This window comes from Delftia lacustris (assembly GCF_040267515.1).
Taxonomy (GTDB): Bacteria; Pseudomonadota; Gammaproteobacteria; order Burkholderiales; family Burkholderiaceae_C; genus Comamonas; species Comamonas tsuruhatensis.
This window is the reverse complement of the sequence record NZ_CP141274.1, coordinates 3,089,582-3,115,421: the sequence shown is the minus strand read 5'-3', so window position 1 is coordinate 3,115,421 and position 25,840 is coordinate 3,089,582. Positions and strand designations below refer to the sequence as shown.

Annotated in this window: 23 protein-coding genes; 7 read left to right on the top strand and 16 right to left on the bottom strand. The window is 65.2% G+C overall.

Annotated features, from left to right (window positions below; genetic code table 11):
- Positions 1 to 73: 73 nt before the first annotated feature.
- From iscA to uvrB, 5 genes are all read right to left on the bottom strand, one after another.
- Positions 74 to 397, bottom strand: a complete 324-nt coding sequence (gene iscA / locus U6958_RS15675; protein WP_016447122.1) for an iron-sulfur cluster assembly protein IscA — start codon at positions 395 to 397, stop codon at positions 74 to 76.
- Position 398: 1 nt separating this feature from the next.
- Complete coding sequence (gene iscU, locus U6958_RS15670) at positions 399 to 797, bottom strand: Fe-S cluster assembly scaffold IscU (protein ID WP_016447123.1); 399 nt, start codon at positions 795 to 797, stop codon at positions 399 to 401.
- A 43-nt stretch (positions 798 to 840) separates the two neighbouring features.
- A complete protein-coding gene (locus U6958_RS15665; RefSeq protein ID WP_017403940.1) occupies positions 841 to 2,061 on the bottom strand; it encodes an IscS subfamily cysteine desulfurase in 1,221 nt (406 codons plus the stop codon).
- Positions 2,062 to 2,195: 134 nt separating this feature from the next.
- Positions 2,196 to 2,732: a Fe-S cluster assembly transcriptional regulator IscR gene (gene iscR / locus U6958_RS15660; RefSeq protein WP_012205825.1), complete on the bottom strand. Its 537-nt coding sequence runs from the start codon at positions 2,730 to 2,732 to the stop codon at positions 2,196 to 2,198.
- A 225-nt stretch (positions 2,733 to 2,957) separates the two neighbouring features.
- Positions 2,958 to 5,045 (bottom strand): excinuclease ABC subunit UvrB, encoded by a 2,088-nt coding sequence (uvrB, locus tag U6958_RS15655; protein WP_034365932.1) that lies wholly within the window; start codon positions 5,043 to 5,045, stop codon positions 2,958 to 2,960.
- A 128-nt stretch (positions 5,046 to 5,173) separates the two neighbouring features.
- Here uvrB and U6958_RS15650 point away from each other — a divergent pair, with 128 nt between their 5' ends.
- From U6958_RS15650 to U6958_RS15640, 3 genes are all read left to right on the top strand, one after another.
- Positions 5,174 to 6,370, top strand: coding sequence for an amino acid aminotransferase (locus U6958_RS15650; RefSeq protein ID WP_016451689.1), 1,197 nt, complete (start codon positions 5,174 to 5,176; stop codon positions 6,368 to 6,370).
- 192 nt (positions 6,371 to 6,562) lie between these two features.
- Positions 6,563 to 7,516, top strand: a complete 954-nt coding sequence (locus U6958_RS15645) for a CoA transferase (RefSeq protein ID WP_034365917.1) — start codon at positions 6,563 to 6,565, stop codon at positions 7,514 to 7,516.
- Between the two features lie 331 nt (positions 7,517 to 7,847).
- On the top strand, positions 7,848 to 10,310 hold the full coding sequence (locus tag U6958_RS15640; protein WP_074921299.1) for an EAL domain-containing protein: 2,463 nt from the start codon (positions 7,848 to 7,850) through the stop codon (positions 10,308 to 10,310).
- Positions 10,311 to 10,316: 6 nt separating this feature from the next.
- Here U6958_RS15640 and U6958_RS15635 read toward each other — a convergent pair whose 3' ends face one another.
- The 6 genes from U6958_RS15635 to U6958_RS15610 form a co-directional block, all read right to left on the bottom strand.
- A complete protein-coding gene (locus U6958_RS15635; RefSeq protein WP_074921300.1) occupies positions 10,317 to 12,803 on the bottom strand; it encodes a YgiQ family radical SAM protein in 2,487 nt (828 codons plus the stop codon).
- A 75-nt stretch (positions 12,804 to 12,878) separates the two neighbouring features.
- On the bottom strand, positions 12,879 to 13,871 hold the full coding sequence (locus U6958_RS15630) for an AraC family transcriptional regulator (protein WP_016447130.1): 993 nt from the start codon (positions 13,869 to 13,871) through the stop codon (positions 12,879 to 12,881).
- Between the two features lie 108 nt (positions 13,872 to 13,979).
- Positions 13,980 to 14,183: a hypothetical protein gene (locus tag U6958_RS15625; RefSeq protein WP_016447131.1), complete on the bottom strand. Its 204-nt coding sequence runs from the start codon at positions 14,181 to 14,183 to the stop codon at positions 13,980 to 13,982.
- Positions 14,180 to 15,916 (bottom strand): FAD-dependent monooxygenase, encoded by a 1,737-nt coding sequence (locus tag U6958_RS15620; RefSeq protein WP_074921301.1) that lies wholly within the window; start codon positions 15,914 to 15,916, stop codon positions 14,180 to 14,182. Before U6958_RS15620 ends, U6958_RS15625 begins: the two co-directional genes overlap by 4 nt.
- Positions 15,917 to 16,024: 108 nt before the next feature.
- Positions 16,025 to 16,891: a helix-turn-helix transcriptional regulator gene (locus U6958_RS15615; RefSeq protein ID WP_016451682.1), complete on the bottom strand. Its 867-nt coding sequence runs from the start codon at positions 16,889 to 16,891 to the stop codon at positions 16,025 to 16,027.
- Positions 16,892 to 17,072: 181 nt separating this feature from the next.
- Positions 17,073 to 17,243 (bottom strand): hypothetical protein, encoded by a 171-nt coding sequence (locus tag U6958_RS15610; RefSeq protein WP_016447134.1) that lies wholly within the window; start codon positions 17,241 to 17,243, stop codon positions 17,073 to 17,075.
- A 196-nt stretch (positions 17,244 to 17,439) separates the two neighbouring features.
- Between U6958_RS15610 and U6958_RS15605 the strand changes: the two genes are divergently transcribed.
- A complete protein-coding gene (locus tag U6958_RS15605) occupies positions 17,440 to 18,039 on the top strand; it encodes a YigZ family protein (protein WP_074921302.1) in 600 nt (199 codons plus the stop codon).
- A gap of 21 nt (positions 18,040 to 18,060) precedes the next feature.
- Here the strand turns inward: U6958_RS15605 and U6958_RS15600 are convergent, their stop codons facing one another.
- Positions 18,061 to 19,239 (bottom strand): M20 aminoacylase family protein, encoded by a 1,179-nt coding sequence (locus tag U6958_RS15600; protein ID WP_074921303.1) that lies wholly within the window; start codon positions 19,237 to 19,239, stop codon positions 18,061 to 18,063.
- A gap of 10 nt (positions 19,240 to 19,249) precedes the next feature.
- Positions 19,250 to 20,233, bottom strand: a complete 984-nt coding sequence (locus tag U6958_RS15595; protein WP_013802199.1) for a tripartite tricarboxylate transporter substrate binding protein — start codon at positions 20,231 to 20,233, stop codon at positions 19,250 to 19,252.
- A gap of 134 nt (positions 20,234 to 20,367) precedes the next feature.
- Between U6958_RS15595 and U6958_RS15590 the strand changes: the two genes are divergently transcribed.
- Positions 20,368 to 21,318, top strand: a complete 951-nt coding sequence (locus U6958_RS15590) for a LysR family transcriptional regulator (RefSeq protein WP_046239846.1) — start codon at positions 20,368 to 20,370, stop codon at positions 21,316 to 21,318.
- A gap of 348 nt (positions 21,319 to 21,666) precedes the next feature.
- Here the strand turns inward: U6958_RS15590 and U6958_RS15585 are convergent, their stop codons facing one another.
- Genes U6958_RS15585 through U6958_RS15575 form a run of 3 tightly spaced genes read right to left on the bottom strand, consistent with a single transcriptional unit; the run spans position 21,667 to position 23,378 of the window.
- Complete coding sequence (locus U6958_RS15585; protein ID WP_074921304.1) at positions 21,667 to 21,849, bottom strand: hypothetical protein; 183 nt, start codon at positions 21,847 to 21,849, stop codon at positions 21,667 to 21,669.
- Between the two features lie 19 nt (positions 21,850 to 21,868).
- On the bottom strand, positions 21,869 to 22,123 hold the full coding sequence (locus U6958_RS15580) for a hypothetical protein (RefSeq protein ID WP_143044511.1): 255 nt from the start codon (positions 22,121 to 22,123) through the stop codon (positions 21,869 to 21,871).
- A 40-nt stretch (positions 22,124 to 22,163) separates the two neighbouring features.
- Complete coding sequence (locus U6958_RS15575; protein ID WP_074921358.1) at positions 22,164 to 23,378, bottom strand: HAF family protein; 1,215 nt, start codon at positions 23,376 to 23,378, stop codon at positions 22,164 to 22,166.
- A gap of 294 nt (positions 23,379 to 23,672) precedes the next feature.
- Between U6958_RS15575 and U6958_RS15570 the strand changes: the two genes are divergently transcribed.
- Together U6958_RS15570 and U6958_RS15565 are read left to right on the top strand one after the other, a co-directional pair.
- On the top strand, positions 23,673 to 24,167 hold the full coding sequence (locus tag U6958_RS15570) for a hypothetical protein (protein ID WP_061288113.1): 495 nt from the start codon (positions 23,673 to 23,675) through the stop codon (positions 24,165 to 24,167).
- A 237-nt stretch (positions 24,168 to 24,404) separates the two neighbouring features.
- Complete coding sequence (locus U6958_RS15565) at positions 24,405 to 25,829, top strand: dihydrolipoyl dehydrogenase (protein ID WP_074921305.1); 1,425 nt, start codon at positions 24,405 to 24,407, stop codon at positions 25,827 to 25,829.
- Positions 25,830 to 25,840 lie beyond the last annotated feature (11 nt).

Here is a 25,840-nt window from a genome sequence, read left to right as displayed (position 1 = left end):
AGGGAGTAGAAAAGTCAGGGCCTGCCGGGCATGCCGCCAGGCCACCAGAGCCTGGCCCCCCGGCAAATGCCGGTCAGATGCGAAAGCTCTCGCCGCAGCCGCAGCGATCGCGCTCGTTGGGGTTGTGGAACTTGAAGCCTTCGTTCAAGCCTTCACGCACGAAATCCAGTTCCGTGCCATCGATATAGGCCAGGCTCTTGGGGTCGACCAGCACCTTGATGCCGTGGTCCTCGAAGATCACATCCTCGGGCAACTGTTCGTCCACATACTCCAGCTTGTAGGCCAGGCCGGAGCAGCCCGTGGTCTTGACCCCAAGGCGCACGCCGATGCCCTTGCCGCGGCGCGACAGGTAGCGGCTCACATGGCGGGCCGCGGACTCGGTCAGCGAGATCGCCATATCAGGCGGCCACCACCGCAGTGCGCTTGGCACGGTAGTCGTCCACTGCGGCCTTGATGGCGTCTTCGGCCAGGATGGAGCAGTGCACCTTGACGGGGGGCAGGGCCAGTTCTTCGGCGATCTGGCTGTTCTTCAGCGCAGCCGCTTCATCCAGCGTCTTTCCCTTGACCCACTCGGTCACCAGCGAAGACGAGGCGATTGCCGAACCACAGCCATAGGTCTTGAAACGGGCATCTTCAATGACGCCGGTTTCGGGGTTGACCTTGATCTGCAGCTTCATCACGTCGCCACAGGCAGGCGCGCCGACCATGCCGGTGCCCACCGATTCGTCGCTCTTGTCGAACGAACCCACGTTGCGGGGGTTTTCGTAGTGGTCTACCACTTTGTCGGAATAAGCCATGATGTCTACCTCTTCAATACTTGATTCGCGTGCCGGCCGACGCTCAGTGCGCCGCCCACTGGATGGTGCTGAGGTCGATGCCGTCCTTGTACATCTCCCACAGCGGGCTGAGTTCGCGCAGCTTGACCACATTGGTGCGGATGGTGCTGATCGCGTAGTCGATTTCTTCCTCGGTCGTGAAACGGCCGATGGTCATGCGCAGGCTGCTGTGCGCCAGCTCGTCACTGCGGCCGAGGGCACGCAGCACATAGCTGGGCTCCAGGCTGGCCGAAGTGCAAGCGGAGCCCGACGACACTGCCAGCCCCTTGATACCCATGATGAGCGACTCGCCTTCGACGAAGTTGAAGCTCATGTTCAGGTTCTGAGGCACACGGTGCTCCATGCTGCCGTTGATAAAGACCTGTTCCAGATCCTTCAAACCGTTGAGCAGGCGCTGCTGCAGCGCATAGGCCTTGGCATTGCTCTCGACCATCTCTTCCTTGGCGATGCGGAAGGCCTCGCCCATACCGACGATCTGGTGCGTGGGCAGCGTACCCGAACGCATGCCACGCTCATGACCACCGCCGTGGATCTGCGCCTCCAGGCGCACACGCGGCTTGCGGCGCACGTACAGGGCACCCACGCCCTTGGGACCGTAGGTCTTGTGCGCGGTCATGCTCATCAGGTCGATCGGCAACTTGGACATGTCGATCTCCACGCGGCCCGTAGCCTGCGCAGCATCCACATGGAACAGGATGCCCTTCTCGCGGCACAGCGCGCCGATGGTGGGAATGTCTTGGATGACGCCGATTTCGTTGTTTACGAAGAGCACGCTGACCAAAATGGTGTCGGGGCGCAGCGCGGCCTTGAAGGCCTCAATGTCGAGCAGACCATCAGGCTGCACGTCCATGTAGGTCACCTCAAAGCCCTGGCGCTCGAGTTCACGCATGGTGTCGAGCACGGCCTTGTGCTCGGTCTTGAGCGTGATCAGATGCTTGCCCTTGCCTTGATAGAAGTGCGCCGCACCCTTGATGGCAAGATTGATGGACTCGGTCGCGCCACTGGTCCACACAATTTCACGGGGATCCGCGCCAATCAGATCCGCCACCTGGCCGCGGGCCTTCTCGATGGCCTCTTCGGCCTCCCAACCCCAGGCATGGCTGCGCGATGCAGCGTTGCCGAAGTGCTCACGCAACCATGGGATCATGGCGTCCACCACGCGAGGGTCCACGGGAGTAGTCGCGCCATAGTCGAGATAGATGGGGAAATGCGGGGTCATGTCCATGACTGGCTCTTATCAAAGTTCCGGCTGGCAAAAATCGGGAAGGCGATGAACTCCGGTGAATCCATCCGGGCGGGCAGCACCGCGCCACACAGCCATGCGCAGCGGCGCCCTGCCCTCAGGGTGTCAAAAGTCGATCAGGACTTGGCGAAGGCGTTGCCCAGCGCGAATACCGAGTTCGGTGCATTCACGCGGATGGGCTTGACCACGGGAGCCGTGGAAATCGCACGACGCACTACGGGCTTGTCCTCGATCTGGATGCCCTTGGCCAATTGTTCGTCGACGAGCTTTTGCAGCGTCACGGAATCGAGGAACTCGACCATGCGCTGATTCAATGCCGCCCACAGCTCATGCGTCATGCAGCGGCCAGCTTCGCCCAGACAATTTTCCTTGCCGCCGCATTGGGTGGCGTCAATGGGCTCGTCCACGGAGACGATGATGTCGGCCACGGTGATGTCGCCAGCCTTGCGGGCCAGCGTGTAGCCGCCGCCGGGTCCACGGGTGGACTCGACGAGCTCATGGCGGCGCAGCTTGCCGAACAGCTGTTCGAGATACGACAGGGAAATCTGCTGTCGCTGGCTGATGGCAGCCAGCGTAACAGGGCCATTGTTCTGGCGCAGGGCCAGATCGATCATGGCAGTGACCGCAAAACGGCCTTTGGTGGTGAGACGCATTACGAGCTCCTTCAGTCAGGCTTGTACGTTACAGAAACACCCGCTCCAGCGATTTGACTGGAGTTGGGCACAGTCTCCGCCCTTACTCCGTCCTGTTCAAAAGGTTCAGAGCCCTTCTTTTCATCGAAGTTTTTGTTGTTGTTGAGTGTTGACCCTGAGTGTACCACATTCCCCATCAATTTTGTCGGGTAACAAGAGCCAACAGGCTTCAGACAAGGCACCGCCTCAGGAAACCTGCGCGGAAGAGCCTCCGAACAGTTGCTCCTTGAGCAGTGCCAGCTGATCGCGCACCCGCGCCGCCTGTTCGAACTCCAGGCTGCGCGCATGTTCGAGCATCTGCTTCTCCAGACGCTTGATTTCCTTGGCCACATCTTTTTCGGACATGTCCTCGACACGCGCTCTTTCGAGCTGATTGGCCTCCAGACGTTCCGCTTCCTTGCCGCTTTTTTCGCTGTAGACACCATCAATCAGGTCTTTCACCCGCTTGACAATCTGCTTGGGTTCAATGCCGTTTTCCTCGTTGAACGCCATTTGCTTGGCGCGGCGGCGCTCGGTCTCGCCGATGGCCTTCTTCATCGACTCCGTGATCCTGTCCGCGTAAAGGATGGCCTTGCCGTGCAGGTTGCGTGCTGCGCGGCCGATGGTCTGGATGAGACTTCGCTCGGCGCGAAGAAAGCCTTCCTTGTCGGCATCGAGGATGGCGACCAGCGAGACTTCAGGGATGTCCAAGCCCTCTCGCAGCAGGTTGATGCCCACGAGAACGTCGAAGACGCCCAGACGCAGGTCACGAATGATCTCCACGCGCTCCACCGTCTCCACATCGGAGTGCAGATAGCGCACCTTGACCCCGTTTTCGCTCAGGTAGTCGGTGAGCTGCTCGGCCATGCGCTTGGTGAGCGTGGTGATGAGAACACGCTCCCCGCGCTCGACGCGCAGGCGGATTTCCTGCAGCACGTCATCCACCTGGTTGGTGGCTGGGCGCACTTCGATTTCGGGGTCGATCAGCCCCGTCGGGCGCACAACCTGGTCCACGATCTGACCTGAGTGGGTTTTTTCGTAGTCTGCCGGCGTGGCCGAGACAAAGATGACCTGGCGCATGCGCCGCTCGAATTCCTCGAATTTCAGCGGCCGGTTGTCCAGCGCCGACGGCAGCCGAAAGCCGTACTCCACGAGCGTGGTCTTGCGCGAGCGATCGCCGCTGTACATGGCGTTGAGCTGACCGATCATCTGGTGGCTCTCGTCCAGGAACATGAGCGCGTCGCTGGGCAGGTAGTCGGTCAATGTGCTGGGGGGCTCGCCCGGGGCTGCGCCGGAGAGGTGGCGCGTGTAGTTCTCGATGCCCTTGCAGTGGCCGACCTCGGTGAGCATTTCAAGGTCGAAGCGCGTGCGCTGCTCCAGGCGCTGGGCCTCGACCAGCTTGCCGTCACCCACCAGTTGCTTGAGCCGCTCGGCCAGTTCCAGCTTGATGGTTTCCACGGCGGCCAGCACCTTGTCGCGCGGCGTGACGTAGTGGCTGCTGGGGTAGACAGTGAAGCGCGGAATGCTCTGGCGCACGCGGCCCGTGAGCGGGTCGAACAGCTGCAGGCTTTCAACCTCGTCGTCGAAAAGTTCGATGCGGATGGCCAGCTCGGAATGCTCGGCGGGGAAGACATCGATGGTGTCGCCGCGCACGCGGAACTTGCCGCGGCTGAAGTCCTGGTCGTTGCGCTGGTACTGCATGCGGATCAGCTGCGCGATGACGTCGCGCTGGTTGATGCGGTCGCCGGTACGCAGCGTCATGATCATGCGGTGGTAGCTTTCGGGTTCGCCGATGCCGTAGATGGCCGAGACCGTGGCCACGATGACCACGTCGCGCCGCTCCATGAGACTTTTGGTGCACGAAAGCCGCATCTGCTCGATGTGCTCGTTGATGGCGCTGTCCTTTTCGATGAAAAGGTCGCGCTGGGGCACGTAGGCCTCGGGCTGGTAGTAGTCGTAGTAGCTGACGAAGTACTCGACGGAGTTCTTGGGAAAGAACTCGCGGAACTCGCTGTACAGCTGTGCGGCCAGTGTCTTGTTGGGTGCGAAGACGATGGCCGGACGACCCAGGCGGGCGATCACGTTGGCCATGGTGAAGGTCTTGCCCGAGCCCGTCACGCCCAGCAGGGTCTGAAAGGATTCACCGTCCTGGATGCCCTCGACCAGCTTCTCAATGGCGGCGGGCTGGTCGCCAGCCGGTGGATAGGGCTGGAACAGCTCGAAGGGGGAGTCCGCGAAATGCACGAACTGGCCCGAGGCCGCAGGTGCTGGAGAGGAATCAGAGACTTCGTGCATGACGTGGGTTCGCAAAAGTGGGTATCGGCCGGCGAGATCGCTAGAATTCATGGGTTAACCCGAAAGCCTACCGCAGCTTGGGGCTAGCCGCGTTTTTTCCACCTCCCAAGACATCCCAAGGACGCTTCATGTCTCTGTTTACCGCCGTCGAAATGGCCCCCCGCGACCCCATCCTGGGTCTGAACGAGCAGTTCGCTGCCGACACCAACCCCAGCAAGGTGAATCTGGGCGTGGGCGTGTACTTCGACGACAACGGCAAGTTGCCCCTGCTCGAGTGCGTGCAGGCCGCCGAGAAGGCGATGATGGACAAGCCCACGGCCCGCGGCTACCTGCCCATCGACGGCATCGCTGCCTATGATGCCGCAGTCAAGGGCCTGGTGTTCGGCGCCGAGTCCGACGTCGTCAAGTCCGGCCGCGTGTCCACGGTGCAGGCCATCGGCGGCACCGGCGGCCTGAAGATCGGCGCCGACTTCCTCAAGAAGATCAGCCCCGCTGCCAAGGTGCTGATCTCCGACCCGAGCTGGGAAAACCACAAGGCCATCTTCACGAACGCCGGTTTCGAGGTGGGCACCTATGCCTACTACGATTCCGTCAACCGCAAGGTGAACTTCGAAGGCATGCTGGCCGACCTGAACGCAGCGGCCCCTGGCACCATCGTGGTGCTGCACGCCTGCTGCCACAACCCGACCGGCTACGACATCACGGCCGAGCAGTGGGACCAGGTGATTGCCGCCGTCAAGGCCAAGGGCCTGGTGGCCTTCCTTGACATGGCCTACCAGGGCTTTGGCCACGGCATTGCCGAAGACGGCGCCGTGATCGGCAAGTTCGTGGCCGCCGGCCTGAACATCTTCGTCTCGACCTCGTTCTCCAAGAGCTTCAGCCTGTACGGCGAGCGCGTGGGCGCACTGTCGGTGGTCGCCAACGACAAGGAAGAGGCGGCCCGCGTGCTGAGCCAGCTCAAGATCGTGATCCGCACCAACTATTCCAACCCGCCCACCCATGGTGGCGCCGTGGTGGCGGCCGTGCTGAACAACCCCGAGCTGCGCGCCCTGTGGGAAAAGGAACTGGGCGAGATGCGCGTGCGCATCAAGGCCATGCGCCAGAAGCTGGTGGATGGCCTGAAGGCTGCCGGCGTCCAGCAGGACATGAGCTTCATCACCACGCAGATCGGCATGTTCAGCTACTCCGGCCTCAGCAAGGACCAGATGGTGCGCCTGCGCACCGAGTTCGGCGTCTACGGCACGGACACGGGCCGCATGTGCGTGGCTGCGCTCAACAGCAAGAACATCGACTACGTCTGCCAGTCGATCGCCAAGGTGGTCTGACCGCCACCCCAGCCACCTGGCCCTGCGCCGGGTGAGAAGGCATGCCGCCAGCGCTCCCTGCCCTGGCGGCATTTTCTTTGTGCGGGCGGTTTTTGCATCCTGGCAGTCCGGTATGCGCCAGGTCTGCGCGGGTACCGGTGCGATCATCCGGGCAGCCGAAACATCGAATGAAGAACGAGACGCTCCATTCCCATGCCAGATCACGCCTGCCTCACTGCCGTCACCTCCTCGCCTGCAGACGGGCTGCCCCTGTCCGGCGTACGCATTCTGAGCCTGGCACTGAACCTGCCGGGTCCCGCCGCCCTGATGCGCTGCGCGGCCATGGGCGCGCAGTGCAGCAAGCTGGAGCCGCCCTCTGCGCAGCCAGGGCCTGCCGGCGCGGACCCGATGGCGCTCTACAGCCCGCAGGCCTATTCCGACATGCACCAGGGCATCGCGGTCTGGCAGGCACAGCTCAAGACCGAGGACGGACAGGCGGCGCTGCACAAGGCGCTGGACAGCGCCGATATCCTGCTGACCTCGTTCCGCCCCGCCGCACTGGCCAAGCTGGGGCTGGACTGGGCGTCGCTGCAGCAGCGCCATCCGCAGCTGTCGCTGGTGCGCATCGTCGGCAGCGCGGGAGCCCTGGCCGATGTGCCGGGCCATGACCTGACCTATCAGGCCGAGGCGGGGCTGGTACAGGGCGGCGCCATGCCACCCAGCTTGTTTGCCGACATGGCCGGTGCGCTGATGGCCAGCGAGGCCGTGCTCAAGGCCTGGCTGCTGCGCCAGCGCAGCGGCCACGGCAACCTGCAGGAAACAGGACTGGCACAGGCCGCGCAATGGCTGGCCCTGCCCTGGCACTGGGGCCTGACCCGGCCCGACGGAGATGTGGGCGGAGCACACGCAGGCTATCGCGTCTATGCCTGCGCCGACGGTTCGGTGGCCGTGGCGGCACTGGAGCCGCATTTCGCGGCACGCCTGTGCGCAGCAGCATCGGTGCCGGGCGATGGCAGCATCGCCTGCATGCGCAACCCGGCCACGCATGCGGCCCTGGAAGCCTTCCTGGCTGCCCTGTCCTGCGCCGAACTGGCAGACCTGGCCGAGCGCCACGACCTGCCCCTGCATCCGCTCGCCGCTCAGCCAGCGGCCTCGCGCCGCTTGTAGGCGAATGCCGAAAGGCAGCATCTGCGCACGGCCTACAAGCCGCCTGGGTCGCGGCTGCCCGCCGAGTATGAACATGCTGCTGCCGACGACCCTCTTTACCGCGATAGCCTGCTCCTCTTAAATCAGAGCTGCGCATACAACCAGACAACCCGAACACATCTGGAAACACCCATAATCGGCTCATCTGGAGGCAGCCCCATGGTTCGAGAACATCCATCGACCGCCCCGCTATCCGGGATGCGTCAGCCACCTAGCCACTCAGCGCCTGGCCTGCAGCGCATCGGCGCCAGCGCCTAAGGCCGCCGCCGGGTCCCCCTTCCGTCCACCGCCTATGCAAAGCCAGCCCCCAGCCCATGTGCCGGTACTGCAGCTGGTGCAGCGCATCTGGCCCCTGGTGCTGGTGGTCGTGGTGCTGGTGGTCATGGCCAGCGGCAGCCTCTACCTTGTGTCTGCGGTGCGCGCCTTCGTGGCCGGAGAAAGCCTGTGGTCCAAGGCACAGAAGGATGCCATCTACGCCCTGAGCCGCTATGTGGACAGCGGCTCGGCGCGCGACCTGGCGCGCTTCGAGCAGGCCATGATCGTTCCTGCAGGCGACTGGCAGGCCCGCATGGCGCTGGACGATGTGCCGGCCAGGGTCAAGGACGCGCGCGCCGGCATTCTGCTGGGAGGCAACCACCCGGACGATGCCGACGCGCTGATCTGGCTGATGCAGACTTTTCGCCATGTCGAACTGCTGGAGGAGCCCTATCGTTACTGGAAGCAGGGCGACCAGTACCTGCAGCAGCTCGACCGGCTGGCGCAGGAGATAGAGCAGCGCCACACCGTGGGAAGCGTGAGCGCCGAGGACGTCATCACCTGGAAGCGCGAGATCGAGCAGATCAACGCCGGCGTCACACCCGCCACCCAGCAGTTCAGCGCCTCGCTGGGTCGCAGCTCCCGGCAGATGGTGATGTGGCTGCAGTGCATTCACCTGATGCTGGGCGTGGCGCTGATCCTGGTGGCGCTCTGGCATACGCGGCGCATGCTGCAGCAGCGCCAGCAGGTGCAAAACGACCTGCTGACCGAAAAGGAAAGGGCCCAGACCACGCTGGCATCGCTGGGCGATGCCGTGATCACCACGGACGCCCAGGGCGTGGTGGACTATGCCAACCCTGCCGCGCTGGGCCTGCTGGGCAGCAGCGAGCAGCAACTCAAGGGACGGCACCTGGCCAAGGGCCTGCATTTCAACAGCATCGACACCACCCAGACGGCGGAAAGCCTGCTGACCCATCTGCTGTCGGGTCGGCAATTGCGCGAAGAGCACACGCGGTGGCTGCGGCGCCATGACCGCAGCATCGTGCCGGTCAAGCTCATGGGCTCGGCCATCAGCGGCGGCGGGGAGCGCCCGGCAGGTGCGGTGATCGTGCTCAGGGATGTCTCGCGTGAGCAGCAGTATCTGGACCAGCTTTCCTGGCATGCCAGCCATGACGGCCTGACCGGGCTGGAGAACCGCGTGGAATTCGAGCGCCGCCTGCAGCGCCTGCTCAACCAGGGCCAGCACAGGCTGCGGCCCGCAGCCCTGCTGTACATGGATCTGGACCAGTTCAAGCTCATCAACGAGACCTGCGGCCATCCGGCGGGCGATGAAATGCTGTGCGAGGTCAGCCGTCTGCTGCTGCACAACCTGCGTGAGACAGACACCCTGGCCCGCCTGGGCGGCGACGAATTCGGCGTTCTTCTGGAGAACTGTCCGCCCGAGCCCGCGCTGCGCATTGCCGAAAAGCTGCGCCAGGCTGCCGAAGCCCTGCACGTGCACTGGGGCAAGCAGGTGCTGCGCACAGGACTGAGCATTGGACTGGTCCACATCGGCGGCGAGGTCCAGTCGGCCCAGGACCTGCTGCGCATGGCCGACATGGCCTGCTACCGCGCCAAGGAGCGCGGCCGCAACCGCATCTATGTCTACCGCAGCGACGACGGCGAATACACCCGCCACGTCAGCGAGATGGAATGGGTCACGCGCATACGCACGGCGCTGGAGCAGGAGCGCTTTTGCCTGTACGCACAAAGCATTGCACCGCTGCAGCCCGATGGCCAGCGCGGCCTGCATTTCGAGGTGCTGCTGCGGTTGCGCGACGAGCAGGGCCAGATCATCTCGCCAGCCGCGTTCATACCCGCGGCAGAGGGCTACGGCATCATGCCCACCGTCGACCGCTGGGTGATCGCCAGAACGCTGGCCACGCTGGCCGAGCATCCGGCCGCGCTGCGTCATATCGACACCTGCGCCATCAATCTGTCAGGCCCCAGCCTCGACGACGACGGGCTGCTGGACTTTGTGCAGGCGCAGCTGAGCACGCACGGCATCGCGCCGCAGCTGCTGTGCTTCGAGATCACCGAGACCAGCGCCATCGCCAGTCTGTCCAGCGCCACCCGGCTGATCCAGGCCCTGCGCACGCTGGGCTGCCGTTTTGCGCTGGACGACTTCGGCGTGGGCATGTCCTCGCTGACCTATCTGAAGCAGTTGCCCGTGGACTATCTGAAGATCGACGGCGGCTTTGTGCGCGACATGCTCCAGGACCCCAGCAACCACGCCATGGTGGAGATGATCAACCGCATAGGCCATATCCTGGGCAAGCGCACGGTGGCCGAGTATGTGGAAAGCCGGGAGATCGCCCAGGCCCTGCAGGCCGTGGGCGTGGACTACGCGCAGGGCTTCGCCCTGGCGCGGCCCGTGCCACTGGACACGCAGTACTTCGAAAGCGGTGCCCAGGCCGCCCGCCGCGAATGGCAGGGCACGCTGGCGCCGGCAGTCGGCTGAGGCGCCTCAGCGCGGCTTGCGCCCGCCCGGCGCGGCCTTGCGGCCGGCCCCGGCAGCGCTTGCGGAGCCGCCCACGCCAGGGCGCGGTGGCAGGCCCGTGTGCTGGGTCAGCATGCGGCCGGGCTTGGGCTGGCTGGAGCGCAAGCGCACGTCGCCTCCGGGGTCGCGGGCCTGTGCCTGCGCCTTGGCCGGCCCCGCACTCTTGCCACCGGCCTTGTTGAGGGCATAGGCCTTGCCCTGCTGGGAGACCACGGCACGCGCGGCCACGCCCGTTCCCTGGGTGCTGTTCTTGCGGCGCGCGCTCTGGTAGCCGCCATCAACCAAGGGCTGGAAGGTGGGGATCAGGTGCTGCTTGCCGTTGCCGATGAGGTCGGCACGGCCCATGGCCTTCAAGGCCTCGCGCAGCAGCGGCCAGTTGTTGGGGTCGTGGTAGCGCAGGAAGGCCTTGTGCAGGCGGCGGCGCTTTTCACCGCGCACGATGTCCACCGACTCCTCGTTCACGTCGCGCATATGGCGACGCACCTTGGTGAGGGTGTTGCGACCCGAGTGGTACATGGCCGTGGCCGTGGCCATGGGGCTGGGGTAGAAGGTCTGCACCTGGTCGGCGCGAAATCCGTTCTTCTTCAGCCAGATGGCGAGGTTCATCATGTCCTCGTCGCTGGTGCCCGGGTGGGCGGCGATGAAGTAGGGAATCAGGTACTGCTTCTTGCCCGCTTCCTCGCTGAACTGCTCGAACATCTGCTTGAAGCGGTCATAGCTGCCTATGCCCGGCTTCATCATCTTGGTCAGCGGCCCGGATTCGGTGTGCTCGGGCGCGATCTTCAGGTAGCCGCCCACATGGTGCTGCACCAGTTCCTTGACGTACTCGGGCGACTTCACGGCCAGGTCGTAGCGCAGGCCCGAGCCGATCAGGATCTTCTTGATGCCCGGCAGATTGCGCGCGCGGCGGTAGATCTTGACCAGCGGGGCATGGTCAGTGTGCAGGTTCTGGCAGATGCCGGGGAACACGCAGCTGGGCTTGCGGCAGGCGGCCTCGATCTCGGGGCTCTTGCAGCCCAGGCGGTACATGTTGGCCGTGGGGCCGCCCAGGTCGGAGATGGTGCCGGTGAAGCCCTTGACCTTGTCGCGGATGTCCTCGACCTCCTGGATGATGGACTCCTCGGAGCGGCTCTGGATGATGCGGCCTTCATGCTCGGTGATGGAGCAGAAGGTGCAGCCGCCGAAGCAGCCGCGCATGATGTTGACCGAGGTGCGGATCATCTCCCAGGCCGGGATCTTGGTCTCGCCCTCATGGCTGCCGTTGGCGTCGGCATAGCTGGGATGGGGGCTGCGCGCATACGGCAGGCCAAAGACCCAGTCCATCTCGGCCGTGGTCAGCGGGATGGGGGGCGGGTTCAGCCACACATCGCGCGCGGTCACGCCTTCGCCGTGGGCCTGGACCAGGGCGCGGGCGTTGCCGGGATTGGTCTCCAAGTGCAGCACGCGGTTGGCGTGGGCGTAGAGGATGGGATCGGCCTTGACCTGCTCGTAGCTGGGCAGGCGCAGCACGGTCTTGTCGCGCGGCGGCTGCTTGCCCTTGCCGCGCAGCGACGGGTTGGGCACGAACTGGATGGTCTGAACAGCGGCGACCGAGGCGCTGTCCGGCTTCGCGTCGGCATCACCCTCTTCCTTGGAGCAGGTCTGGCCCTGGGCCTCGGCCTGCTCGCTGGTGGTCATGTAGGGGTTGATGTGGGGCTCGACCACGCCGGGCTCGTCCACCACGGAGGAATCCAGCTCGAACCAGCCCGCTTCCGACTCACGGCGGAAGAAGGCCGTGCCGCGCACATCGGTAATGCTTTCCACGGGCTCACGCGCAGCCAGGCGGTGGGCCACCTCGACCAGGGCGCGTTCGGCGTTGCCGTACAGCAGGATGTCGCACTTGCTGTCCACGACGATGGAGCGGCGCACCTTGTCGCTCCAGTAGTCGTAGTGGGCGATGCGGCGCAGGCTGCCCTCGATGCCGCCCAGCACGATGGGCACGTCCTTGTAGGCCTCGCGGCAGCGCTGGCTGTAGACGATGGCCGCGCGGTCAGGGCGCTTGCCGCCCACGTCGCCCGGCGTGTAGGCATCGTCGGAGCGGATCTTGCGATCGGCCGTGTAGCGGTTGATCATGGAATCCATGTTGCCCGCCGTCACGCCCCAGAACAGGTTGGGCCGGCCCAGGGCCTTGAAGGCCTCGGCGCTTTGCCAGTCAGGCTGGGCAATGATGCCCACGCGAAAGCCCTGTGCCTCCAGCACCCGGCCGATCACCGACATGCCGAAGCTGGGGTGATCCACATAGGCGTCGCCCGTCACCAGGATCACGTCGCAGCTGTCCCAGCCAAGCTGTTCCATCTCGGCCCGGCTCATCGGCAGGAACGGGGCCGTGCCGAAGCGCTTGGCCCAGTAAGGACGATAGCTGGTCAGCGGCTTGGCGGCGCGATGGAAGAAGGAAACGTCAACGGGGGCGTTCATGATGGGCGGTTCGGCTTCTGGGAGCCTGTGCGGAAGGAACCGGCCAGTGTACGTTTCGGCACTCAACCCTGCTGGTCAAGGGTCTTGCTCCAGCCCCCTGATACGGCCTTCCTGCTGCTGCCAGCCCGACCTCTTTGCGGCCTCCTGCGCCAGCCAGGCCTTGGGCGTGTGCCCGGACCAGCGGCGAAATGCCCGCGCAAACACCTTCGGCGAGTCGTAGCCCGCGTTCTCGGCGATGCGGGCCGATGACAGCCCGCCGGCCTCCATCTGCTGGGCGGCCAGCGCCATGCGGTGCGCCGTCAGATAGCCGATGGGCGTGGCACCCACCAGCTCCTTGAAACGCATGCTGAAGCGGGTGCGCGACATGCCGGCCTCGATGGCCAGCGTCTCCACGCTCCAGGCCCGCTGCGGTTCGCGGTGCATGCACACCAGGGCACGCGCAACACAGGCATCGCCCAGGCCCCGCAGCCAGCCTTCACCCACGGCGGCCTCGCGCGCCAGGTGCTCGCGCAGGATGTTGACCAGCAGCAGCTCGCCCATGCGCGCGGCCGACAGGCGCCAGCCCGGGCGCCGCGCCAGCGTCTCCAGCGTGAGCGACTCCATGGTGGTGGCCAGGCAGTCGGCCAGCGGCAGGTCGCTTGCCCGGATGTGGATCAGCGGCGGCAGGATGCGGAACACCGAATGACGGCAGTAGGCGGAAAACCACAACAGGGCCGAAAACATGTCCGTGGCCTCGCCGCCGCCGCCATGGCTGAAGACCAGGGGATTCTCGTCCCGCGGTCCTTCGGCGTGGCGGGCGATCATGCGCGAGAACAGCTCGCTGGCAACGTCCATGTCGGACGCCACCACATGCGCGGCGCCCATGGGCAGCATGACCAGATCGCCGGGCTCGACCCGCAGCGCCGGCATGCCTTCCACCTGGATCCAGTAAGGCGCGCCGCGCGCCATGCGGATCATGGCGCCGGTGACGCCCGTGGACTTCAGGCTCCACGGCGCCGTCAGCGCAAAGCGCGCCGTGACGGCGCGCTCCGAGCGGCAAATATCGAGAACTTCACTGAGTACATCCATGGCTCGCGGGACCCTTGTTTTCGGGCCGATGTTAGCCAGTGCCGGCCATGCCACGGCCCGTCGGCACCCCGACAGCGATAGCGGTTTTCCCTGGAGCGCGACTACGCACTAGAGATCCTGCTGCGCCGCCTGCACCAGCTCCGAGAACACGGACGCGCTGCCCAGCCGTTCGGCCGCCAGCAGCGCCAGCTTGACCAGGAACAGCTCGGACCGCTGCGGGCCCGCCGTGTCGATGGCTGTGGCCAGCTGGTCGTAGACAGTTTCCAGGCCGGCGATATCGAGGGTGTGGGGTGATGTCTGTTCTTGGCTCATGCCGGAACTCCTTGCGTGCAGGTGGCGTTGTCGATGGCCGATTGCAGGCGCCGGGCATCCAGCGCCAGCCAGCGCGCGCAGACATGCTGATCGGGCCGCAGCAGATAGGCGGCACCAGGCGGGTGCCCTGCCGGCACGCCATGGCGTGCACGGCAGCGGCCATCTGCATCGGCCAGGGTCAGATCGGCACCCTGGACCGGCTGCGCGGCCGCCTGGCTGGAGATGGCCACGATGCGCAGGCCCACGCCACGGCCGCGCGCCATCCTGGCAACTTCGCACCACTGGGCAGGCACGGGCGTGCCATCGGTGAAATACAGCAGGTCGAATCCACCGCCCAGGTGGTCCAGCAGATAGTCATCGGGCCCCAGGCGCAGGTTCAGCGGCGGTGCGCCATGGCCAGGGCCGGCTTCAAACAGGTGGTTGTCGTCATCCGCGCTGTTGAGCGGCGAGTGCGCGTATTCGTGCGGCCGGGAGGTGCGCCAGTGGTACAGCGGCCGCACGAATTCCTGGGTGAGCGACAGCGACAGCACGGCATCGCGCAGCAGCCGGAAGCCGCGCGAGGGCGGCGCCATGAAGCGCGTGCTCTTGCCGGCCTCTTCGACAATCTCGCGCGCCGCGCCCACGCGCTCGCCGCTGTAGCTGTCCAGCAGCCTCATCGGCGCCACGCCGCGCGCCACCAGGGCCAGCCGCCAGGCCAGGGCCTGGGCATCCTGAAAACCCGTGTTGGCACCGCGCACGCCGAAGATGGGCAGCATGTGGGCCGCATCGCCCGCGAAGATCACGCGGCCGTGCACATAGTCCGGCAAGGTCAGCGCGCGGGCGGAGTAGACCGAACTCCAGTCCATTTCCCAGGGCGTGCCGCCGAAGCCGATCATCTCCAGCTGCGCGTCGATGCGCGCCTTGAGCGATTCGGGCTGCATCGCCTGCTGCGCGTCCTCGCCCGCAGGCAGTTGGTAGTCCACGCGCCAGATGCCATGCGGCTCGCGGTGCATCAGGATGGTGTTGCCGGGGTTCCAGACCGGGTCGAAGAAGGCCAGGCGCTCCGTGGGCAGTGGCAGGTCGATGCGGATGTCGGCGATCACGAAGCGGCCCTCGTACGACGCCCCCTCCATCACCAGGCCCATGGCCGTGCGTATGCCGGAGCGGGCGCCATCGGCGGCGACCAGCCAGTCGGCCTCCATCGCATACGGGCCTTGCGGCGTGTCCACTTGCAGCCGCGCCTTTGCGGCGGCGCCGCTGCCGACCTGCTCCACCCGGTCCACGCGGTTGCCCCAGCGCAGCTCGATCAGCGGATGGGCCAGCACCGCATCGACCAGGTATTCCTCCAGGTACTGCTGCTGCAGATTGGTCATGGGATGGAAGCGATCGTCCTCGCTGTGCGGCGCCTCCATGCGGAACACGCGCTGCCCCCGGTAGAACGAGTTGCCACAGCGCCAGGGCAAGGCGTTCGCCATGACCCGCTCGGCCACGCCCACCTGCTGCAGGATCTCCATGGAGCGGCGCGTGAAGACGATGGCGCGGCTGCCTTCGGACACCTGCAGTTCGGACTCCAGCAGCACGCAGCGCTGGCCGTGGCGCGCCAGCTCCAGCGCCGTGGTCAGCCCCACAGGGCCCGTGCCGACGATGACGACAGGATGGCGCTGCACCCCTGGATGCTGCGAAGGCAACCAGGGCTGGTGCACCCGGTACCGGTAGTAGATGGAATGCCGCGGCTGGGCATGGGGCTGATGCATGGATGTCTCCGTCTTGCGTCTTGCGTCTTTGTGAGGCCGCAGTGTAGGCAGCCCCCGCTCCGGCAATGTCCCCGGATGGGGACAGACAGGACCCTCCAGCCCCCAGGCTCAGGACAGCGCCTCGGGCTCCATCAGCAAGGCAAACAGCTCGCGCTGCCCCTGCACGCCCAGCTTGCCGCAGACGCGCTTGAGATAGGTCCGGGCACTGGCCACCGTGATGCCCAGGCGCTGCGCCAGCCGCTCGGTGTCCAGCCCCTCGACCACGCAGCGCACCACGTCCATATCGCGTTGCGTGAGATGCGCAAAGCGCCGCGCCAGGCGCGCCAGCACCAGGCCCGCCAGATCGTCCTGCAGGGCCTGGCCTGCGTAATGCAGGCGCATGGCCTGCATGACCAGCGGAGCAAAGGCCTCGATGCGTGCAATGGACTGCGGGTCAAAGCCGCCGTGCTCCTCACCCCGGTACAGATTCACCGCCAGCCAGCGTGCGCCGGTCTGCAGGGTCAGCAGCGAAAGCCGCTCCACCAGGCGGGGCAGGTCATAGCAGACACGGCGGTACTCGGGATGGCTCACGTCCGAAGGCTTCTGGCGATGGAGCCAGACGCGCGCTGGCGCCTGGGGATTGCGCTGCTGCCGCGCCAGCTCGGCCTGCATCACGCGCTGCGCGCCGTCCAGTGGATAGAAGCGCTCGCTGTAATCCTGGGAAATCAAAGGCAGTGCGCCTGTGCGTGCCCGGTCCCCGAACCCCACGATGCGCGGCCGAGATCGCCCCTGGAACGAAAAGATCGTGCACTGCGCCAACGGCACATGCCGGCCCAGCAGGTGCAGCAGCTGCCCGGCCACCTCGTCGCTGCTGCCGCTGGAACGGCCCACCTGCTCCAGCAGCGCCGTCACATCGCCCAGCGGCACAGGCAGGCTGGCATCGCTGGCGCAGGCAGGTGCCAGCAGCCAATGGCTGCGGACGGTGTCATTGCTCATGGGTGCGGGAACAGGCCGTGGCAGGAATGCAAAAAGGCCGGTGCATTGCGCAGCCGGCCTGGGTGAAGATGTTGGAATGATAAATCCAGCGCAGCGAGGCCATTGCCTGCTGCGTTCCTGTCGGCGGTCGTTGGAGCCGCTCAGCCTGGCCGGATGGCCCTTGGCTGCACGGCTGCAGCCATCACCATTCGCCTACGTTGCGAATGCGCTGGTCCAGGTCCAGAGGAAGGCCGCCACCGGCGGCTTCATGGTCCTGGCCTGCCTGCTCCAACGCCATGGGCGGAGGACTGAAATGATCGCGGCCAAAGGTGTGTTCGGTGAGAACGGGATCGCGGGAAGGTGGGGTGTTCATGGTTGCGCCTCCTTGACAGAAAGCTTACTGCGAATCTTTCACGATTTCTGTAGGACAAACCTGGATGCAACCCTCTGAAGCTGAAATAACACAAGGTACGCATGCTCACAAATGTGTAGCGCTTCGTAATAAAGGCGTAATGAATCCATGCGCCAAATCCCGAGCCAGGGGCAATCGGGTAAGCTTGCCGCCCTCCATGCCACAGACACTCCGCGCACCCGCGCACAGCGAACTCCTCATCAAGAAAAGCCGTTTCATCGGCTGCGTGCAGCCCATGGCCGACCGCGCCAGCGCCCAGGCCGTGGTCGATGCGCTGCGCCGCGAGCACCCGGGCGCCGCCCATGTCTGCTGGGCCTTGCTGGCGGGAGGCCAGTCGGCAGCCGTCGATGACGGCGAGCCCAGCGGCACGGCAGGCCGCCCCATGCTGGACGTGCTGCGCCACCAGGACCTGGAAGGCGTGCTGGCCACCGTGGTGCGCTACTTCGGCGGCGTCAAGCTGGGCGCCGGCGGCCTGGTCCGTGCCTACACCGATGCCGTGGCCCAGGCCTTGCTGACCGCCGAGAAGGTGACGCTGCAGCGCATGCAATTGCTGCGCTGCAGTGTCCCTTATGCGCTCGAAGGCCTGGTGCGGCGCGAGATCGAGGCGGCAGGCGCCGAATTGCTCCAGGTCGAGCATGGATCGCTGGTGCAGTTCGATCTGCGCCTGCCGCAGTCGCAGGCTGAAGGCTTTGTGAGCCGCCTCAACGAGAGCGGTCAAGGACGCGTGGGCTGGCTGGAAGTCCACCCCAGCGAATGAGATGCGCCGGGCTCAAGCAGTTCAACCGGCCACCAGAAACCGCTGCGCCAGCAGCACCCAATAGGCGGCTCCCACGGCGATGTTGTCGTCGTTGAAGTCATAGCCCGGGTTGTGCACCATGCAGGCGCCTTGCTCGCTTCCCTTGCCATTGCCAATCAGCAGATAGCTGCCTGGCACGCGCTGCAGCATGAAGGCAAAGTCTTCGCTGCCCGGCAAGGGTGGCGCCTGCAGCGTGACATGTTCCGGGCCCAGCAGCTCCAGCGCGATCTGGCGCGCGAAGTCCGTCTCCTTGGGCGTGTTGACCAGCACGGCATAGCCGGGTCGCCAGTCGAGTTGCGCCTGCACGCCGAAGCTCTCGGCCTGCGCACTCACCAGGTCGCGAATGCGCTCCTCCAGCAGCCTGCGCACATCGGCATCCAGCGCACGCACGCTCAACTCCAGCACCGCGCTGTGGGCGATCACGTTGTTGGCCTTGCCCGCATGGATGGCGCCCACGGTCACCACCGCCATCTGCAGCGGATCGATGTTGCGCGAGACGATGGTCTGCAAGGCCATGACGATGCTGGCGGCCGCAACGATGGGGTCGGCCGCGCGGTGCGGCATGGCACCATGCCCGCCCACCCCGGTGAGCGTGAGCGTGGCGTAGTCGGAGGACGCCATGGCTGCGCCCTCGCGCAAGGCCAGCCTTCCCTGGGGCAGGCCCGGCATGTTGTGCATGGCAAAGATGGCGTCGCAGGGATGTCGCTCGAAGAGGCCGTCCTCCATCATGCGCAGGGCGCCGCCGCCGCCCTCCTCCGCAGGCTGGAAGATCAGCGTGAGCGTTCCGTCGAAGCCGCCGTGCTCGGCCAGATGCCGGGCCGCTGCCAGCAGCATGGCGGTATGGCCGTCATGGCCGCAGGCATGCATGACGCCGGCATGCGTGCTGGCATGGGCGAATTCATTGGCCTCGGCGATGGGCAGCGCGTCCATGTCGGCGCGCAGACCCAGACGCCGGCTGCCGCTGCCGCGCACCAGCCGCCCCACCACGCCCGTCCCGCCCAGGCCGCGTTCCACCTCGTAGCCCCATTGCTCCAGTTGCTGCGCGACAAGGGCGCTGGTGCGGTGTTCCTCGAAGCCGAGCTCGGGGTGCCTGTGGATGTCGCGGCGCAGCTCGACGAAGGCTGCGGCCGAGCCGCGCAAAGTGTCCAGAAGGGTGTTCATGTGCGGCGTCTCACTGGGGTTGCAGGCGGATGGAGCGGGCAATGCTGCGGTAGCGGGCCGTCTCGGCCTCATAGAACTGCGCCGCTTCGGCCAGCGACATGGGCGCCGCGGCCAGTTGGGTCTGCAGGGCCAGTTGCTCGCGCACGCCCGGGTCCTTGAGCATGGCGCCTATCGCCTGGTGCAGCCTTTGCACCACCTCCTGCGGCGTGTCCTTGCGCACCAGGAAGCTGGTCCAAGTCTTGTAGGCGAAGTTTTTCAGCTCCCGGCCCTCACGCACCGTGGGCACATTCTTGAGCAGCTCCGATCGCTGCTCCCCCAGCTGGCCCAGGATCTTGAGCCGGCCCTGCTCGGCCAGCGCGCCCATGGCTGCGCTGTAGACGAGCACAGCGAAATCGACCTGCCCGCTGCCTATGTCCTGCAGCAGCGGCGCGTTGCCCTTGTAGGGCGCATGCATGAGTTGTATGCCAGCGTCCTGCTGCACCTTCTCCAGGATCAGGTGGTAGAGCGAGCCAATGCCGACGCTGCCGTACGACAGCGGCCGGCTGGCGCTTTTGCGGGCCAGCGCGATCAGCTCATCCACGTTGCCGGCCTCCAGGTCCTTGCGAGCGACGAAGACCATCACGGCCTCGGCCACGGGATGGACCAGGCGGAAATCCTCGGCCTTGAGCCGCACGGCGGCATTGGCCAGCGGCGACAGGATCACCTCGTTGGGCGAGCCCTGGAAGACGTAGTGCCCGTCAGGCGGAGCGGCCAGCACTTTCTGCGCGGCCATGGCGCCGCTCACGCCGCCCAGGTTCTCCACGATGACCTGCTGGCCCAGTGCCTTGGACAGCGGCACGCTGAAGATGCGGGCAATGGCATCCGAAGGGCCGCCGGCCGGATAGGGAACCATCAGGCTCACGGGCCTGGAGGACGGGCTCTGCGCACAGGCCAGGCCCGCGCTCAGCAGCAGGCCGGCGCCCGTCAGCCAAACGCGCTGGAACAAAAATCTCATCATGTCTCCTTGGTGGATGGCTCCGGCTCGGTCGGCCGGATACGCGGCATCCTAGGAGCCGGGTCATCGAACGTCCAATGCATTGTTGGCTGCATTAGCATGAGTTTCATGCAGACTTCAGGGCGCGAAAAATCATGACGCTGGTGCAGCTCAGGCATCTCATATCGGTGGCGCAGACCGGCTCCTTCAGCCGCTCGGCCGAGGCCATGCATCTGACACAGCCGGCCCTCAGCCGCAGCGTGCGCGCGCTGGAGCAGGAGCTGGGCATACCCTTGTTCGACCGCATCGGCCGCCACAGCGAACTCACAGCCTTCGGCCGCGAGATGCTGGGACGGGCACGCGCCCTGGTGGCTGAAGCCGACGAGCTGCGTGACAGGGGGCGCCAATTGCGCGAGGGTGCGGCCGGCACCGTGCGTGTGGGCCTGGGATCGGGCCCCGGCGCAATATTGATGACGCCGTTCCTGCAGCACATGACCGTGCACCATCCCGGCGTGCGAACCGAGGTGGCGCGCGGCAGCACCGATCTGCTGGTGCACTCGCTACGCGAGCGCCTGCTCGACGCCCTGGTCGTGGACCTGCGCGCGCTGCGGCCCGCACCCGACCTTGCGCTGGACGTCGTGCACGAAATGCGCGCCGCCTTCATGTGCCGCACCGACCATCCACTGGCCCGCCTGCAGCGGGATCTGCGCTTCGAGGATGTGCAGCGCTACCCCGTCGCCTCCACACCATTGAGCGACCAGGTGGCCTGGCTGCTGGTGGAGACCTATGGCGCCACGGCCCACCCGGCGCGGTTCGTCACACTGCAGTGCGAGGAGTTGCCCAGCCTTGTGGACGTTGCGCGCAACAGCGACACCGTGCTGCTGGCCGTGCGCGCCGTCGCCCCGGACCTGGCCGAATTGCCCATGGACCCGCCCATGCGCAGCACCGCCCGCTTCGGGCTGGTCACGCTGCGTCAGCGCAGCGAGGCGCCGACGCTGGCAATCCTGCGAGGCCTGATGGGGAAGTTGATGGCCGACGATGCCCCTGCGCCGGAACAGGCGCCCAGCCATGGCGGAAGGCCGGGCCGCATGGCATTGCCAGACTGATTTGATGCTGGTAATTACTCATCAAATGGCCAAAAAGCAAATCGCAAGCAGGCAAAACAAGCCATGTGAAATTAGACAGTTAGCTTTCAAGCCCTGATCAATGTAGTTCCCTAAAGGAATACCCAAGGCAATAAGCAGCTGTCACCAACTTATTTCCCGATATCAAAACACTGCCACAAGTATGATAAAAGCCAGCTCCAACTGAACTACCATTTGCATACAGGCTGCTATTTTCCAAATTTATTAGACCATCTTCCGAAAAATAAATATTATTTGCATGCGCCGCAGATGAGGACATTAAAACACCAAATACCACCATAGTGGACAATGATTTTTCATATCGAACTCTCATTTCATCCCCTTTATCTCATCGTTTTCGAATTGATACTGACGAGCAGTAGTCCACAGATTCTGCACACAGCACGCGTTGTCTGTGGACGCCCAGATGATGGCGCGAAAGCTTTCATCGCTCATTTCGCTGTGGCAAGCCACCATTGCGGCATCGCCTATATTCACCACAGGCGCATTCATACCGCAAACATGCTCATATTCATTTCGCCGTCATCTGAAGTGGCATTAGTTCGGTTTTACCTGTATTCGCAGTCATCATTTCCATCAATTTCGACAACTCGCTCGTTCGCGCCATCATCAGGGGCAACATACTATATGAGCCAAAAAAAGCCTGTGCCGCATTGGAGGAGGAAAAATTCTCGAATGAAATGCCGTTCGCTTGCACTGCAGGGGCCCAGAGCCCGCACACAGCGATTGCCAGTGTGGTTGCAAGTCTTGGATATCGCATCTTCATGGTATTTCCTTTATGCACGGTGTGAGACGAGGCTGCGCCTTCATGGCGTGCACAGGTTCTGCACGAAGGCATGCGTGGCCAATTGCGCGACTTCGCTCCTTCCTGTCATGTAGCAGCCATCCTGGCTCAGTGCCGAGGCCGCACTGTTCTCGCCGCCTGCGAGGGTTCCCTGGTCCACGGTGCCGCCCAAGGGGGTCCAGGTGATGGCGTGCGAACTTCCGTCGGCCAGTTCGCTGTGGCCTGCCACCGTTCCGTTGTCACCGATATCCACCACACGTGCATTCATGCCGCCAGGCAGCGGAGGAATATCGCGGATGACACCGGTCTGGCTGTTCCAGTAATAGGGCATGCTGCGCCCGTCTGCCAACTGGTAGTGCCCAATCACCTCGCCGAGGATGTTGAGATCGACGCCGCTGTTTCGCGCGGGCGGGGACGATATGGACAGCACCTGCGGACTGGAGGACGAGTTGAGCCAGACGACGGTGCGTCCACCTTGGGCACCGAAATCGCAGTAGCCCATGATGCGGGTATTGACGACGGTCTTTGCGCGGCAGAAGACGGCATTGAGAGGCAGGTTCAGGGCCGTGGCCATATAGCCGCCCAGGACTGCGGCAGACCAATAGACAGGACGCGGATGCCCGCTGTTGTCAGGACAGTTGCCCACGATGCCCGGCATGTTGCCGCCCACCACGAAATTGTCCACATCGGACGGCACGCAGTTGGTGCTGTTCAGGCCCAGCAGGCCCGCCGGCAGCGCGCGTGCCGTGGTTTCATTGTTGCGCCACATGACAGGGCGGGCCGTGTTGCTGCCGCTCAGGCTGACGCCTGCCACATAGCCGCCCTGGTTGTATGCCGTGGGCATGCTGCGCACATCGAGCGTCAGCGGCTGCAGTGTCTGCACCGTGGCCGGCGTGGCCGCATTCCAGAACACGCCCACGGACACCGAATTGCCGTCCAGGCAGCTGCCCACCACCTGGCCGCTGTTGGTGATGGCCGCCGCGTTGCAGTTGCGCCCAGGCGACAGGCGCACAAGGTCTGCCGCACTGCCCGGCGCCAGCGACACGAAGCCTGCGGACGAGCCGTCGCTCTCTGCACAGGCGCCCACGACATGGCCGCTGTTGTTGATGTCCAGGCCCACGCATTGCGGGCCTGCCGACGTGCCCACGTCCTGCATGGGCAGGGCCTGCGCGGCCGGCAGTGCCAGCAACGCAAGGCACGCCGCGGAAAAATTCAAATGCTTTGGCTGAAGGCGCATGAAGGGTTCTCCTGAAAAAGCAAAGAAGTCGTTCATGGAAATCGGGCGCCGAACAGGAAATCCGCATGGGGCTTGGCATATGCGTGCCGGTGCAGACGCTATTTCCGTGATCCGCATCCCGGCCCCACGATAGGCATCGCGGTATGGAGCCGTCCATCCGAGCAGCAATCAAAACAATAAAAACAATCAACAAAATCAAAAGCTTGCAAAAGAATCCCCCATCAATAATTGTCTCATCGGCATCCGGGATTCAGGCCATGCCATAGCGCAGCGCCATATGAATGGGGGCTCTCCATGGCAATCACACACTGCCTGACATCCGACAGCGCATGGCCGAATGGAGCAATTCGCCGCCGTTGGAGTCCGGCAGAACTGCTGGCACTCGAACGCTGGGCCGGCGTCCTGCCCGTGCAGGTGATCTGCCGCCGGCTGGACCGCAGCGAACGCTCCGTTCGCTGCCAGATGCACAGGCGCGGCCTGAGCACCCGGGTCCGCGAAGGCGTCGGGCTGAGGCAGGTCTGCGAGGATCTGCAGCTGTCCGCACGGTCGGTGAGGGCCTTCATCCTCGATGGCCGCCTGCGCCTGCACAGCGCACAGGTGCATGGCGAGATGGTGGCGCAGCTTCATTGGTCCCTGCGCCGCTGGCTGCAAACAGCCCAAAGCCGCTTGTGCCGTATCAGCCATTTGAGGGTTACCGAGACATCCCTCAGGCGCTTTGCGCGGGAAGCGGATTTCGGCGCATCAGGCAGCCGCACGGGCGCGGCATGGCAACACTGGGCATCCGGCTAGCCCCTGCGCGGCACCGGCCGGGCCCTGGATGTCCAGCAGCGGTTTCGGCCCTTCGCCTACGACTGCCGCGAGCGCCAGCATGCAGACTGGCACGCATGTCCCATGGCAGGCGAGGCAGTCATCTCGACCATCTGTCGGCACTTCAGTCGGCACTCCCGTCGACACACCTTTCGGCACATCCACCGGCAGCGGAGACCTCCACGGGACCTGGTGCCACAGTCAAAGGAATCAGACAGCATGAAAAACCCACCCACCACCGCCCTCGACGTGATCATCGTCGGTGCCGGCTCGGCCGGACTGTCGGCATTGCGCGAGGTGCGCAAGCACACGGAGCATTTCGCCATCGTCAACGACGGGCCCTGGGGAACGACCTGTGCGCGGGTGGGATGCATGCCGTCCAAGCTCCTGATCGAGGCGGCCAACGCCTTCCATGCACGCCATCACTTCGATGCCTTCGGCATACGCGGCGCGAGCGGGCTGCAGCTGGACCTGCCCGCCGTTTTGCGCCGCGTGCGCAAGCTGCGCGACGAGTTCGTGGCAAGCACGATCAAGGCCACGGAGGGCCTGGGCTGGCGGGCCATCGACGGGCGTGCCAGGCTGCTGGCGGCCAATCGGATCGAGGTCAATGGCAAGGTGCTGGCTGCGCGCAAGCTCATCCTCGCTCCGGGCTCCAGCCCCGTGGTGCCGGAGGAATGGAAGCGCTTTGGCAAGCGCATCCTGACCACCGACACCTTGTTCGAACGCAAGACGCTGGGCCCGCGCGTGGCCGTCGTCGGCCTGGGTCCGCTGGGCGTGGAGATTGCACAGGCGCTGGCGCGGCTGGGCCTGGAGGTCACCGCACTGGGACGCGGCCCGAAGCTGGCGGGCCTGTCCGACCAGAACGTCACCGATGCGTTGCGGCATCTGCTTGAGAAAGAGATGGTGGTGATCACCGACCATGAAGTGCAGTTGAGCAAGGGCCCGGACAGCAGCATCGTCGTGCGTGCAGGCGACACCCGCATCGTCGTGGACCATGTGGTGGCCGCCATGGGCCGGCGCCCGCAGCTCGAAGGCCTGGGCCTTGAGACGCTGGGACTTGAGCTGGACGAGCATGGGCAGCCGCCCGTGAGCCGCGAGACACTGCAGGTCGGCGAGCTGCCGCTGTTCCTCGCGGGCGATGCCAATGGCGACCGCCCCTTGTTGCATGAGGCCGTGGACGAAGGCCATATTGCCGGCACCAACGCCATGGCAGAGAACGTGGCCTGCTTCGAGCGGCGCGCGCCGCTGTCCATCGTCTTCAGCTCGCCCAACGCGGCCGTCGTGGGCCAGCCCATGAAGGCGCTGCTGGGCCAGGACTTCGTGGTGGGCCGCGTGGATTTCGCGCACCAGGGGCGTGCGCGCGCTGCGCAGCGCAACGCGGGCCTGCTTCACGTCTATGCGGACCCGGCCAGCGGCCTGCTGCTGGGCACGGAAATGTGCGCACCGGGCGGCGAGCATCTGGCCCATATGCTGGCCCTGGCCGTACAGCAGCAACTGACCGTGCACGAGTTGCTGCGTGCGCCCTTCTACCACCCCGTGCTTGAAGAGGGCCTGCGCACCGCCTTGCGCGATGCGGTGCGCCAGCTGCCCCAGCAGCCGCCCTCCGACCTGAGCAACTGCGATTCTTTGCCCATGGACGATTGATCGCGCGCGGC

Bases quoted from the DNA above. Each gene is read 5' to 3' on its own strand.
- U6958_RS15650 (WP_016451689.1), top strand. From the start codon at position 5,174: ATGTCTCTGTTTACCGCCGTCGAAATGGCCCCCCGCGACCCCATCCTG.
- U6958_RS15615 (WP_016451682.1), bottom strand. From the start codon at position 16,891: ATGAGCAATGACACCGTCCGCAGCCATTGGCTGCTGGCACCTGCCTGC.
- U6958_RS15575 (WP_074921358.1), bottom strand. From the start codon at position 23,378: ATGCGCCTTCAGCCAAAGCATTTGAATTTTTCCGCGGCGTGCCTTGCG.
- U6958_RS15590 (WP_046239846.1), top strand. From the start codon at position 20,368: ATGACGCTGGTGCAGCTCAGGCATCTCATATCGGTGGCGCAGACCGGC.
- U6958_RS15645 (WP_034365917.1), top strand. From the start codon at position 6,563: ATGCCAGATCACGCCTGCCTCACTGCCGTCACCTCCTCGCCTGCAGAC.
- U6958_RS15665 (WP_017403940.1), bottom strand. From the start codon at position 2,061: ATGGACATGACCCCGCATTTCCCCATCTATCTCGACTATGGCGCGACT.
- U6958_RS15610 (WP_016447134.1), bottom strand. From the start codon at position 17,243: ATGAACACCCCACCTTCCCGCGATCCCGTTCTCACCGAACACACCTTT.
- U6958_RS15640 (WP_074921299.1), top strand. From the start codon at position 7,848: ATGCAAAGCCAGCCCCCAGCCCATGTGCCGGTACTGCAGCTGGTGCAG.
- iscA (WP_016447122.1), bottom strand. From the start codon at position 397: ATGGCGATCTCGCTGACCGAGTCCGCGGCCCGCCATGTGAGCCGCTAC.
- U6958_RS15635 (WP_074921300.1), bottom strand. From the start codon at position 12,803: ATGAACGCCCCCGTTGACGTTTCCTTCTTCCATCGCGCCGCCAAGCCG.
- uvrB (WP_034365932.1), bottom strand. From the start codon at position 5,045: ATGCACGAAGTCTCTGATTCCTCTCCAGCACCTGCGGCCTCGGGCCAG.
- U6958_RS15580 (WP_143044511.1), bottom strand. From the start codon at position 22,123: ATGAAGATGCGATATCCAAGACTTGCAACCACACTGGCAATCGCTGTG.
- iscR (WP_012205825.1), bottom strand. From the start codon at position 2,732: ATGCGTCTCACCACCAAAGGCCGTTTTGCGGTCACTGCCATGATCGAT.
- U6958_RS15565 (WP_074921305.1), top strand. From the start codon at position 24,405: ATGAAAAACCCACCCACCACCGCCCTCGACGTGATCATCGTCGGTGCC.
- U6958_RS15595 (WP_013802199.1), bottom strand. From the start codon at position 20,233: ATGAGATTTTTGTTCCAGCGCGTTTGGCTGACGGGCGCCGGCCTGCTG.
- U6958_RS15630 (WP_016447130.1), bottom strand. From the start codon at position 13,871: ATGGATGTACTCAGTGAAGTTCTCGATATTTGCCGCTCGGAGCGCGCC.
- U6958_RS15600 (WP_074921303.1), bottom strand. From the start codon at position 19,239: ATGAACACCCTTCTGGACACTTTGCGCGGCTCGGCCGCAGCCTTCGTC.
- U6958_RS15570 (WP_061288113.1), top strand. From the start codon at position 23,673: ATGGCAATCACACACTGCCTGACATCCGACAGCGCATGGCCGAATGGA.
- U6958_RS15625 (WP_016447131.1), bottom strand. From the start codon at position 14,183: ATGAGCCAAGAACAGACATCACCCCACACCCTCGATATCGCCGGCCTG.
- U6958_RS15620 (WP_074921301.1), bottom strand. From the start codon at position 15,916: ATGCATCAGCCCCATGCCCAGCCGCGGCATTCCATCTACTACCGGTAC.
- iscU (WP_016447123.1), bottom strand. From the start codon at position 797: ATGGCTTATTCCGACAAAGTGGTAGACCACTACGAAAACCCCCGCAAC.
- U6958_RS15605 (WP_074921302.1), top strand. From the start codon at position 17,440: ATGCCACAGACACTCCGCGCACCCGCGCACAGCGAACTCCTCATCAAG.
- U6958_RS15585 (WP_074921304.1), bottom strand. From the start codon at position 21,849: ATGAATGCGCCTGTGGTGAATATAGGCGATGCCGCAATGGTGGCTTGC.